Origin of the sequence: Streptomyces sp. NPDC088915 (genome assembly GCF_044749825.1) — a bacterium.
Lineage (GTDB): Bacteria > Actinomycetota > Actinomycetes > Streptomycetales > Streptomycetaceae > Streptomyces.
Genome location: NZ_JBIVIR010000004.1, coordinates 254918 through 267610, shown reverse-complemented (window position 1 = coordinate 267610; position 12693 = coordinate 254918). Strand labels below are relative to the sequence as shown.

Below are 12693 nucleotides of genomic sequence, written 5' to 3'. Positions count from 1 at the left end.
GCGCGGGGGTGGCGGAGAGGCGCGCGACGCGTCAGGGAGTCAGCAGGGCCAGGGCGGCGGCGTGGCCGTCGAGCGGGGGCAGGTCGGTGAGGCGGAGGCCGGGGACCGGGGCCGGCCGGACGGCCGCGCCCACGTACGGCTCGACGGCGCCCCGGGCCAGGCCCACGCCCGAGACCTTGAGCGCGGCCTCCTTCCGGGCCCAGCAGCGGGCGAACGCGGCCGACCGGTCGGAGTCCGGGAGGGCCTCCAGCTCAGCCCGCTCGCGCGGGTGGAGGGCGCCGACCAGGTCCCGTACCAGGCCGTCCGCCGGGACCGTCTCGACGTCCACGCCGACCGGCACCGGCGCGACCGCCACCAGGACCCGGTCCCCCGAGTGGGAGAGCGAGAAGTGCACGTCGTGGCCCTGGACGTACGGCTTGCCGTGCGGGCCGCCGCAGCCGGCGCACGGCTGCCGGAGGAAGACGAGGCGCTCCGGGGGCTCGCCCACGTGGCGGCCCAGGACGAGCCGCAGCACGACGTGGGCGACCCGGTGCCGGTCCGCGTCCGCCGGGAACAGGAACCGGGCGGCCCGGGCGCGCTCCTCGTCGTCGAGCACGGACGCGAGCGCGCGGGCCGGTGCCGCGGCCTCCGACACGGTGGCCGTCACCACCCCCGGGTGACCCGGGACTTCCTCGTAGAACATGACAGGTCAGAATACCTGTTCGGTGGTCGTGACCACCGCGCAGCGGCCCGCCGCCCACTCCAGGGCCATCCTGTGCTCGCGCTCGGAGAAGTCGGCCACGGCGTCCGCGACGACGAAGGCCTGGATGTCGCTCATCCACGCGTCGCAGGCCGTCATCAGGACCCCGATGTGCGCGTACACGCCGGTGACCACGAGCTGGTCGCGGCCCTGCTCGCGCAGCAGCTCCAGGAGGTCGGTGCGGACGAAGGCGCTGTACTTCCACTTGGTGAGGCGGATGTCGCCGGGCTCGGGCGCCACGGCGTCCGCGATCGCCACGGCGCGCGGGTCGTCCGGGACGCCGGGGCCCCAGAAGTCCTGCTGGAGACCGCGCTGCTCGGGCGTCTGCCCGCCGGGCTGGGCGGTGTAGACGACGGGCACGCCGAGCCGGGCGGCCTCCTCGCGGAGCCGGTTCAGGTTGGCGAGCAGCGCGGTGAGCGGCTCGGCGCCGTGGTCGAACGGGGCCAGGAAGTGGTTCTGGAGGTCGTGCACGAGGAGCACGGCACGGTCCGGGTCGACGGTCCAGTCCACCCGGTTGGCCGGCAGGTCGCCGGGGCGGGGCATCGGGTAGGGCGGGACGGCGGGGAGGCTCATGACGGTCCGTTTCGAAGAGGGTGGGGCGGGTGTGCGGGAGGCGGGCGGTCAGGCGCCCGCGCTCTCCGCGCGGAGGTCCTTCTTGGAGATCTTCCCGACGCCCGTCGTCGGGAAGGCGTCGACGAAGACGATCCGGTCGGGGACCTTGTAGGCGGCGAGGCCGCGCTCCCGGACGAAGCGCTTGAGGGCCAGGCCCTTGACCTCCTCGGCGCCCTGACGGCGGATCACGTACGCGCAGCTGCGCTCGCCGAGGTACGGGTCGGGCTCGGCCACCACGTTGGCGTCGTGCACCGACGGGTGGGCCAGGAGGTGGTTCTCGACCTCCTCGGCCGCGATCTTCTCGCCGCCCCGGTTGATCTGGTCCTTGGCGCGCCCCTCGACCACCAGGTGGCCGCTCGGGGTGAGCCGGACGAGGTCGCCGGTCCGGTAGAAGCCGTCCTCGGTGAACGCGCGGGCGTTGTGGTCCGGCGCGTTCCAGTAGCCGCGGATCGTGTACGGCCCCCGGGTCAGCAGGTGGCCGGTGGTGCCGACCGGCAGGTCCTCGTCCTCGTCGTCGACGACCCTGATCTCGTCGTCCGGGGAGATCGGCCTGCCCTGGGTGGTGACGACCGTGTCCGGGTCGTCGTCGAGCCGGGTGTAGCAGACCAGGCCCTCGGCCATCCCGAAGACCTGCTGGAGGGTGCAGCCCAGGGCGGGCCGGACCCGGCGGGCCACCTCGTCGGCCAGCCTGGCGCCGCCCACCAGGAGCACGTCGAGGGTGGAGAGGTCGTACGCGGAACCGGGGGCGGCGTCGATCCAGACGAGCGCGAGCGGCGGCACGAGGCCGGTGATCGTCACGCCCTCGTCCTGGATCAGCGGGAACGCCACGTCGGGGGCGGGCTGCGGGCACATGACGACCCGTCCGCCCGCGTACAGCGTGCCCAGCGAACCGGGTGAGGAGAGCGGGAAGTTGTGGGCGGCGGGCAGCACGCACAGGTACACGCTGTCCTCGTCGAGCGCGCAGATCTCGGCGGAGCCGCGCAGCGAGTAGACGTAGTCGTCGTGCGTCCGGGGGATCAGCTTGGGCACGCCGGTGCTGCCGCCGGAGAGCTGGAGGAACGCCGTCTCCGAGGGGTCGCGGTCGGGCAGGTCGACGGGCTCGGCCGGGACGTCGGCGAGCGCCTCGAAGGGCCCGGCGTCCTCGCCGACGACGAAGACGTGCCGCAGCTTGGGGGAGCGGGCGAGGACCGCGGTCGCCAGGGCGCGGTGGTCGAAGCCGCCGTGGACGTCGGGGATCACATAGGCGGCGGCCCCGGTGAAGGAGCAGAAGTAGGAGATCTCCGACTCGCGGTGGGCGGGCAGCGCGAAGACGGGGAGCGCGCCGAGGCGGAAGAGCGCGAAGACCACTTCGAGGAACTCGGCGACGTTGGGCAGCTGGACGACGACCTTGTCGCCGGCGCCGATGCCCCGGGCCGCGAGGCCGGCCGCGAGCCGGTCGGCGCGCAGGTCGAGTTCGGCGTAGGTCCAGGCGCGCCGGGCGCCGCCGGGGCCCGCGTGGTCGACGACGGCGACGCGGTCGGGGTGGGCCCCGGCCCGGGTGCGGAGCATCGTCCCGAAGGTGATGCCCTCCCACCAGCCGGCCGCCCGGTACCGCTCGGCGAACTCCGCCGGCCAGGTGGGGGTGGTGTACGGCTCCGCGGCGGACGCGGCGGGCGCGCTGGGCGCGGCGGCCGGGAGGGGAGAGGTCGGGGCGGTCACAGCTCGGCTCCCACGGCGTGCAGGAAGGTGCGGAACTTCGCGGCGGTCTCGGCGGTCTCGTCCTCGGGCACGGACGCGGCGACGACGCCGGCGCCCGCGTACAGGCGCAGCATGCGCTCCTCGGCCTCGGCGCAGCGGATGGTGACGACCCATTCGCCGTTGCCGTCCGCGTCGCCCCAGCCGACGATGCCGGTGAAGAAGCCGCGGTCGAAGGGCTCGGTCTCGCGGATGACCTCGCGGGCCAGCGGCGTCGGGGTGCCGCAGACCGCCGGGGTGGGGTGGAGCGAGGAGGCGATCTCCAGGGCCGACACCTCGGGGTGGGCGAGGGTGCCGGTGACCGTGGTGGAGAGGTGCCACATGGCGGCGGTGCGGATCAGCGACGGCCGGGCGGGGACGTCGATGGTGGAGCAGTACGGGGCCATCGCCTGGTGCACGGCGTCGACGACGACCGCGTGCTCGTGGAGGTCCTTGGCGGACTCCAGGAGGGCCGCCGCGCGCCGGACGTCCTCGGCGAGGTCGTCGCTGCGGGGGGTGGAGCCGGCCAGCGGGTTGGAGACGAGCCGGTCGCCGCGCCGGGAGACCAGGAGTTCGGGGCTGGCCCCGAGCAGGGTGCGGCCGGGGCGGGTGGGCAGCGCGAAGGTGTAGCCGCACGGGTCGCGGCGGGCGAGCCGGCGGACCATGGCGGCGATGTCCAGCTCGTCGGGGCCGGTGACCTCCAGGGTGCGGGCGAGCACCACCTTGCTGAACTCGCCGTTCCACATGCGGTCGACGGCGGCGGCGACGCCCTTGGCGTAGTCCTCCGGCGCCGGGTGGGGGCGGACGGTCCAGGCGCCGGCGCGGGGCGCGTCGGCGGGCAGCGCGACGAGCGGGTCGGAGGCGAGGGCCGGTCCGGTGCGGACCGTCTCGGGCACGACGAGCGCGGCCGGGGCGTCCTGGTCGAAGGGGATGGCGCCCATCACGACGGGGGCGGCGTGGCGTCCGGCGCGGGCCTCGGCGAGGGTGTCGGCCACCCGCTCGGCGATCGGGTCGGTGCCGTGCGGGACCTCGCTCAGCACGCCGTGGGCGAGCAGGGTCCGGGTGGGCGTGGCGAGGAAGCGGTCGCCGGCGCGGAAGGCGTCGAGCAGCCCGGTGGCGGCGCCGACGGCCGAGGAGCTGGGGGTGGCGGCACGCACGGGCGCCGCGGCGGGCGCGGCGGCGGGCGCGACGAGGGGGGCGGGCGCGGGGGCGGGTATGGGGGCGGACGCGGGCGGGTGCGCGGCGACCTGGGGGACCGTCGACACGGGTGGGCTCCTTGGTTCGGTGAGGTGGGTGGGCGGTGCGGGCCCCCGGGGGCCGGGGGTCCGCACCGCGCGGGCCGTCAGCGCAGGGTGGCGCCGCCGTCGACGTAGAGGTCCTGCATGGTGATGTGGCGGGCCCGGTCGGAGGCGAGGAAGACGACCGCCTCCGCGACGTCCTCCGGCTGGGCGATGCGGCGCAGGGGGATGCCGGTGCGGTGGGCGGCGAGGTCGCCGTCGAGGACGCTGTCCGGGACGGAGTCGCCGTCCCACAGGGAGCGCTGCATCGGCGTGTCGGTGGAACCGGGACAGACGGCGTTGCAGCGCACGCCCCGGGCGGCCACCTCCAGGCCCAGACACTTGGTGAAGGCCACGGCGGCCGCCTTGGAGGCGGCGTACACGCTCATGTCCGCGCGGGGGATCCCGGCGGCGTTGGAGGCGACGGTCACCACGGAGCCGGAGCCCCGGGCGGCCATGCCGGCGACGACGGCGCGCGACAGGTGGAAGACGCCGGTCGTGTTGACCGCGAAGACGTCCGCCCAGTCGCGGTCCGTCGTCTCGACGGCCGGGCCGGTCCGCAGCACCCCGGCGACGTTCACCAGGATGTCCACGGGGCCGAGTTCGCGGGAGACGCGCTCCACGGTCTCCGCCACGTCGTCCGGCGCGGTGACGTCGAGCCGGTACGGGACGACCGGCCCGGCGGCCGGGTCCCGGTCGGCGTCCTCGTCCAGCCGGGCGACGCTCTGCTTCAGCTCCCGCTCCGAGCGGTCGGTCGCCGCGACGGTGGCTCCGCGCGCGGAGAGGGCGCGCACCACCGCCTCGCCGATGCCCTGGGCGGCGCCGGTGACCAGCGCCACGCGGCCCGCGAACTCACCGCGCGGGCCGGTGCCGTTCGACACGGTACCGGTGCCGGCGCTGATGCCGGTACCGTTCGACGCGTCGCCGCCCGGCGCCGCGCCGTCCGGTATCGCGCCGTCCGGCCGGTTCCCGCCCGGTCCGGGTCTGCCCGGTCCGTTGATATCCGTCACGATCTCTCCTCGTACTTAGGTAAGCCTAGCCTAAGTCTCGCTGGTTGCCCATCGGTTCCCGGGGGTCGTTCAAAGGCGTCCGTGCTCCGGGGCCTTCCGAACCGCCCCCGCCCGCGCGGGAACCGGCCGCTTCTCCGCGACGGCCCTCAGCGCCCCGTCCAGGAGCGGACCGATCTCCGCCAGCGCCTCGGGGGCCATCAGCTCGTCGTGACCCCGGTCGAGGACGTGCTCGGTGAACCCGCCCGACACGTAGGCCGGCCACACCGTGCCCGGCGCGTCCTCCGGCGCGGTCGTGCGCGAGGCGGTGAAGAACAGCACGTCGCCGTCGAAGTGACGGGTCGTGCTGCGCGAGAGCAGCCGCACGCAGTGCACGTTGGTGTCCACGATCGCCCGCAGCAGCTCCTCGTCGAACCCGGCGAGCAGGCCCTGGCTGTCCCGGATCGCCGCGACGGCCTCCTCCCGCGTCACCCCGCCCCGGCCGGACTCCTCCGCGCCCAGGCCCGCCACCGAGAGCAGGAAGCCGTTCTCCTCCCGCTCCAGGCGCTCGCGCCAGTCCGGCCCGTCCAGGTACGACCAGTCGTCCCGCTCCGGCGGATAGGCGTCGAGCAGCGCCAGGAAGCCGACCTCCTCGCCCCGCTCCCGGAGCATCGAGGCGAGGGTGTGCGCCACCGTCCCGCCGAAGGAGTAGCCCGCGAAGTGGTACGGGCCCTCCGGCTGCACCTCCCGGATCGCCGCCAGGTACAGCTCGGCGAGCTCCGCCACGTCGGCCGCGTCCGGCAGCTCCCCGGCCAGGCCCGGCGACTGCACGCCGTACAGCGGCCGGTCCGCGTCCAGGTGGCGCAGCAGGCCCGTGTACTGCCAGCTGAACCCGGACGCCGGATGGAAGCAGAACAGCGGCTCCTTCGTGCCCCGTTCGCGCAGCGGCAGCAGCACCCGCAGCGCGTCCCGGCGCGAGTCCGACCCGATCCGGGCCGCCACGTCCGCGACCGTCGGCGCCGACATCACCGTGCCCACCTGCACCGGCACGCCCAGCTCGTCGCGGATGCGCCCCACGAGCCGCATCGCGAGCAGCGAGTGCCCGCCCAGCTCGAAGAAGTTGTCCTCCACGCCGACCCGCTCCAGACCGAGCACGTCCGCGAAGATCCCGCAGAGCAGCTCCTCGCGGGCGTCCTTCGGCGGCCGGCCGCCGCCCGCGTCCGCGAACACCGGGGCGGGCAGCGCCGCCCGGTCCACCTTGCCGTTCACCGTCAGCGGCAGCGCCGCCAGTTCGACGAACGCCGACGGCACCATGAACTCCGGCAGGGTCGCCGAGAGCAGGGCGCGCAGCGCCGCCGTCTCCGCCTCCGGGTCGGTGCGCACCGCGTCCGAGGCGGGCACGGTGTACGCGACGAGCCGCTTCACGCCGTTGGTCCCGGTGTGCACGACCACCGCGGCGGCGGCCACCCCCGGAGCGGCGGCGAGCGCCGACTCGATCTCGCCCAGCTCGATCCGGAAGCCGCGGATCTTCACCTGGTGGTCGGCCCGGCCCAGGTAGTCGATCTGCCCGTCCCCGCGCCAGCGCACCAGGTCGCCCGTGCGGTACATCAGCGTGCCCGGCTCGCCGAACGGATCGGCCACGAACCGCTCCGCCGTCAGCGCCGGACGCGCGAAGTAGCCCCGGGCCAGACCCGCGCCCGCCAGGTACAGCTCGCCCGGCACCCCGCGCGGCACCGGCCGCAGCGCGCTGTCGAGCACATAGGCGCGGGTGTTGTAGATGGGGCGGCCCACGCAGGACGAGACGCTCATCTCCACGTCGGCGCCCAGCGCGTTGATCGTGTACTCGGTGGGCCCGTACAGGTTGTAGCCCATCGTGCCCCCGGTCTCCTCCAGGAGCGTCCAGAGGGAGTCGGGCACGGCCTCGCCGCCGAGCAGGACCAGCGCCGGGCGGTGCCGGTCCGCGTCGAGCAGGCCCGCGTCGACCAGCTGCTGCCCGTACGACGGGGTGACGTTGACGACGTCGATGCCGACCCGGTCGTAGTGGGCCGTCAGGGCCGCCGGGCCGAGCCGCAACTCCTCGCCGATGACGTGCACCTCGTGCCCGTCGACCAGCCAGAAGAACTCCTCCCACGACATGTCGAAAGCGAACGACACCGTGTGCGCGACCCGCATCCGGCGCCCGCCCGCCAGCTTCACCGCCGGGTCGAAGATCCGCTCCCGGTGGTTGAGCAGCATGTTGACCAGACCCGAGCCCGGCACGACCACGCCCTTGGGGCGGCCGGTCGAACCCGAGGTGTAGATCAGGTACGCCGGGTGGCGGCCGTCGCGCGGCCCGGTCAGCTCCTCCTCCGCGACCGGACCGCCGGACAGCGCCGCCAGCTCGGCGGCGACCGCCGGATCGTCCAGGGCGAGCGGCGGCACGCCGTCCACGACCGGGACCCGGCCCTTCACGGTGTCCACGGTGACCAGGCAGACCGGCACCGCGTCCTCGACCATCGCGGCAAGGCGGTCCACCGGGTGGTCCAGGTCCAGCGGCAGGTACGCCGCCCCCGCCTTGAGCACCGCGAACAGCGCGACCACGAAGTCCGCCGAGCGCGGAAGACCGAGGGCCACCGTCCGCTCGGGACCGGCCCCGCGCGCGATCAGCGCCCGGGCGAGCCGGTTGGCCCGCTCGTCGAGTTCCGCGTAGGTCAGCCGCTCGTCCTCGAAGACCAGCGCCGTGGCCTCCGGGGTCCGCGCCGCCTGCCGGGCGAACAGGTCCACGAGCGGCACGTCCGGGACGTCGTGCCCGGTGTCGTCGCCCAGGGCGAGCAGCTCGGCCCGCTCGGCGCTCTCCAGGGTCCGCAGCCGGCCCACCGGCGTCGCCCCGCCCGCCGCGAACTGCTCCACGAGCAGCCGCAGCCGGCCCGCGAGCCGCTCGGCGGTCTCCCGGTCGTACAGGTCGGGCCGGTAGGCCAGGCTCAGTTCGAGCGAGCGCTCCGGCGTGACCGCCAGGGTCAGCGGGTAGTGCGTGCCGTCGACGCTGTGCGTCCACCCGATCTGATGCCGCTCCACGGCCTCCTCGCGCGCCGCGTCGTCGAGCGGCGTGTTCCGGAACACGTACAGCGTGTCGAAGAGCTGGCCGATCCCCGTGCCCTGCTGGATCGGGCCGAGCCCCAGGTAGTGGTGGGGCAGCAGGTCGGCGTGCTCGCCCTGCATCCGCACGAGCAGGTCCCGCAGCGTCTCCGAGGGGCGCAGCGTCACCCGGAACGGCAGCGTGTTCATGAACATGCCGATCATCTGGTCGACGCCCGGCACGTCCGCCGGACGGCCCGAGACCGTCGCGCCGAACACCACGTCGTCCCGGCCGGTCATCCCGGACAGGGACAGCGCCCAGGCCGCCGAGAGGACCGTGTTCAGGGTGACGCCGGAGCCCCGCGCGAACGACCGCAGCCGGTCGCTGACCTCCTCGCCCAGCGCGATGTCCACCACCTCGGCGGTCACCGGCTGCCGCGTCGGATCGGCCGGCGCCACCAGGGTCGCCTGGTCCAGGCCCGACAGGTGGTCGCGCCAGGCGGCCCGCGCCGCCTCCCCGTCGGTGCCCGCCAGCCAGCGCAGGTACTCCCGGTACGGCGTGACCGGCGGCAGGATCTCCTCGCGCCCGCCCGCCCCGTACAGCGCGAACAGCTCCTCGAAGAACAGCGACTCCGACCAGCCGTCGGTGAGGATGTGGTGCTGCGTCACGCACAGCATCCAGCGGTCCTCGGCGAACTTCAGCAGCGTCACGCGCATCAGCGGCGGCGCCGACAGGTCGAACCGGGTCGCCGCGTCCGCCAGCGAGAACTCCCGCTGCGCCTCGTCCTGCGCGGCCCGGTCGAGACCCGTCAGGTCGCGCACCTCCCACGGCAGCTCCCACGCGGCGGGAACCACCTGCACCGGACCCGGCAGGCCCTCGTGCCAGAACGCCGAGCGCAGGTTCGGGTGGCGGCGCAGCATCGCGTCGAACGCCGAGCGCAGCGCAGCCGTGTCCACGGCGTGCCGCAGCTCCACGAAGTTCTGCATCAGGTAGACGTCCAGCGCCCGGTCGTCGTACTGCGCGTGGAAGTACAGGCCCTCCTGGAGCGGAGCCAGCGGCAGCACCTCCTCGGCGCCCGGGAAGACCTGCTCCAGGACCTTCCGGCCGGCCTCGTCCAGCTCCACCAGGGGGGCGTCCGCGTCCACCGCCGCGGCGGACGCCGCCTTCTCCTCCGGCGTCCGGGCCGCGAGCGCGAGCGCCGCGACCGTCCGCCGCTCGAACACGTCGCGCGGGGTCAGGACCAGGCCCTCCTTGCGGGCCCGGGTCACGAGCTGGATGGAGACGATGCTGTCGCCGCCCAGGGCGAAGAAGTCGTCGTCCACGCCCACCGACGCGAGCCCCAGGACCTCGGTGAAGACCCGGCACAGGGCCTCCTCGCGCTCCCCGCTCGGCGCCCGCGACCCCTCGGAGCCGCCGAACACCGGCGCGGGCAGCGCCGCCCGGTCCAGCTTGCCGTTGACCGTGAACGGCAGCGCGTCCAGGACCACGACCGCCGCCGGGACCATGTAGTCGGGCAGGCTCGCGGCCAGCTCCTCGCGGACCGCCACCGGGTCGGCCGTGCCCGTCACGTAGCCGACGAGCCGCTTCACCCCCGGCGTGTCCTCGCGGACCACCACGGCCGCCGCGCCGACCCCGTCGACCGCCGCGAGCGCGGACTCGACCTCGCCCGGCTCGATCCGGAAGCCCCGGATCTTCACCTGGTCGTCGGCCCGGCCCAGGTACTCGATCTCCCCGTCCGCGCGCAGCCGCGCCAGGTCGCCCGTGCGGTACATCCGCGACCCCGGGGCGCCGTACGGGTCGGCCACGAACCGCTCCGCCGTCAGCGCGAACCGGCCCAGGTAGCCGCGCGCGATGCCGTGCCCCGCGAGGTACAGCTCGCCCGTCGCCCCGGCCGGCACCGGCCGCAGCGCCGAATCGAGCAGGTACGCGCGCGTGTTGCCGATCGGCCGGCCCACCACCGGGGTGGCCGAGGCCGCCAGGTCCGCCGCGAGCGCGTCGACCGTGTACTCGGTCGGCCCGTACAGGTTCACCGACATCACACCGGTCGCCGCCCGCACCGCCGACCACAGCGCCTCCGGCACCGCCTCGCCGCCGAGCAGCAGCAGCGCCGGACGGTGCGCGGCCGGGTCCAGGAGGCCCTGGTCGAGCAGGCCGAGCGCGTACGTCGGGGTGACGTCCATCGTCTCGATCCGGTGCTCCCGCACGTACGACACGACGAACTCGGCGTCCCGGCGGCCCACCTCGTCCAGGACGTGCAGCTCGTGCCCGGCGACCAGCCAGAACAACTGCTCCCAGGAGGTGTCGAAGCTGAACGACGCCGTGTGCAGGGCACGCAGGCGCCGCCCGCCGGTCGCCTCGACCACCGGGCCGAACACGTCCGCGATGTGGTTGGCGTACAGGTTGGACAGACCGCCGTGGGTGAGGACGACGCCCTTGGGACGCCCGGTCGAGCCGGACGTGTAGATGACGTACGCCGGGTGCCCGTCCGCGACGGCCGGGGAGGCGAACTCCGCCGGGGCCGCGGCCAGGGCGGCGGCCGTCTCCGGCGCGTCCAGGACGAGCCGCTCCGGCCCGTCACCGGCCTCCGGCAGCAGCTCCAGACCGCGCACGGTGGTCACCACGCACACCGGACGCGCGTCGTCGATCATCAGGCCGAGCCGGTCCGCCGGGTAGTCCAGGTCGAGCGGCAGGTACGCGCCGCCGGCCCGCAGGACGGCGAGGATCGCCACCACCGTCTCCGCCGAGCGCGGCACGGCGAGCGCCACCACCGACTCGGGGCCCACGCCCCGCGCGGCGAGCAGCGACGCGAGCCGCGCGGACCGCGCGTCGACCTCCGCGAAGGTGAGCGACGCACCGCCGCACACCACCGCGACCTCGTCGGGGGTACGGGCCGCCCGCTCCGCGAACACGTCCGCGACCGTGCCCGCCGGCACGTCCCGCACCGTCCCCGGCCAGCTCCCGCGCACCCGCGCCGACTCCGCCTCGGGCAGCAGGGGCAGCGCCCCGACCGCCGTGCCGGGCTCCTCCGCGATCCGGTCCAGGACGTGGGCGAGGCGGTCCGCGATCAGGCCCGCGCGCCGGTCGTCGAAGACGTCCGGGCGGTACTCCAGGCGCAGCAGGGCCCGCTCGTCCAGGGACACCGCGAGGGTCAGCGGGTAGTGGGTGGCGTCCTCCGCCTCGACCCCGGTCACCCGCACCCCGGCGGCGACGGTCTCGCGCGCCGCCGGGTCCACCGGGTAGTTCTCGATGACGACGAGGGTGTCGAACAGCTCGCCCGCGTCGCTCTGCTTGCGGATGAGCCGCAGCCCCAGGTGGTGGTGGGCCAGGAGGGCGTTCTGCTCGTCGCGGAAGCGGCGGAGCAGCCCCTCGACGGTCTCCTCGTTGCGGACCGACAGCCGCACCGGCACGGTCGTGATGAACAGGCCGAGCATCGACTCGACGCCGGGTATCTCGTCCGGACGGCCCGACACGGTCAGACCGAACAGCACGTCACGACGGCCCGTCAGACCGCCGACGAGCAGGCCCCAGGCGCACTGGATCAGGGTGCTCGGCGTGGTGCCGAGACGGCGGGCCGCCGCCGTCAGACGGGCGGTGGCCTCCTCCGACAGCTCCAGGGACCGCACGCCCGGCCGGACCGGGGTGCGCGCCGGGTCGGGCTCCGCGACCAGCGTCGCCTCCTCGACCCCGGCGAGCGCCCCGCGCCAGGCGGCCTCGGCCGCCGGGGCGTCCTGCTCCTTCAGCCACTTCAGGTAGGCGCGGTACGGGCGCACCGGCGGCAGCCCCGAGGCGTCGCCGTCCGTCGCGTACAGGGCGAGCAGGTCGCCCACGAGGAGCGGCATCGACCAGCCGTCGACCAGGATGTGGTGGACCGTGATCACCAGGCGGTGGTCGTCCCCGCCCACCCGGGCGAGCACCAGGCGAAGGAGCGGCGGCCGGTGGAGCTGGAAGCGGCGGGCCAGCTCGGCCCGGCGCAGCCCGGCGAGCCGGTCCTCCACCGAAGCACCCGAGGCGCTCGAAGCACCGGACCGGCCCGGAGCGCCGCCCTCCGTCAGGTCCACCCGCTCCAGGGCGAAGGGGACCTCCGCCGGTACGAACTGCACCGGCTGCGGCACCCCCTCGTGCCAGAAGCCGGCCCGCAGGTTCGGGTGCCGGCGCAGCAGCGCCGCGGCCGCCCGCTCCAGGCGGTCGGCGTCGACGGGGCCCGCGAGCCCCACCGACACCTGCACGGTGTACACGTCGGCCGCCCCGTCGTCGTACACGGAGTGGAACAGCATGCCCTGCTGAAGGGGGGACAGCGGCAGCATGTCCTCG

The 12693-nt window shown here is 75.2% G+C and carries 6 protein-coding genes; all 6 read right to left on the bottom strand.

The window, feature by feature from the left end:
- Window positions 1-31: 31 nt before the first annotated feature.
- Window positions 32-682 (bottom strand): 4'-phosphopantetheinyl transferase family protein, encoded by a 651-nt coding sequence (locus ACIP5O_RS09675; protein ID WP_401290683.1) that lies wholly within the window; start codon window positions 680-682, stop codon window positions 32-34.
- Between the two features lie 6 nt (window positions 683-688).
- Entirely contained in the window at window positions 689-1312 is a 624-nt protein-coding gene (locus ACIP5O_RS09670; RefSeq protein ID WP_401290680.1) for an isochorismatase family protein, read from the bottom strand.
- A 48-nt stretch (window positions 1313-1360) separates the two neighbouring features.
- Window positions 1361-3049: a (2,3-dihydroxybenzoyl)adenylate synthase gene (locus ACIP5O_RS09665; RefSeq protein ID WP_401290677.1), complete on the bottom strand. Its 1689-nt coding sequence runs from the start codon at window positions 3047-3049 to the stop codon at window positions 1361-1363.
- Window positions 3046-4221, bottom strand: coding sequence for an isochorismate synthase DhbC (gene dhbC, locus ACIP5O_RS09660; protein ID WP_401290990.1), 1176 nt, complete (start codon window positions 4219-4221; stop codon window positions 3046-3048). Before dhbC ends, ACIP5O_RS09665 begins: the two co-directional genes overlap by 4 nt.
- 185 nt (window positions 4222-4406) lie before the next feature.
- On the bottom strand, window positions 4407-5222 hold the full coding sequence (locus tag ACIP5O_RS09655) for a 2,3-dihydro-2,3-dihydroxybenzoate dehydrogenase (protein ID WP_401290987.1): 816 nt from the start codon (window positions 5220-5222) through the stop codon (window positions 4407-4409).
- Between the two features lie 198 nt (window positions 5223-5420).
- Window positions 5421-12686 (bottom strand): amino acid adenylation domain-containing protein, encoded by a 7266-nt coding sequence (locus ACIP5O_RS09650; protein ID WP_401290984.1) that lies wholly within the window; start codon window positions 12684-12686, stop codon window positions 5421-5423.
- Between the last annotated feature and the right edge of the window lie 7 nt (window positions 12687-12693).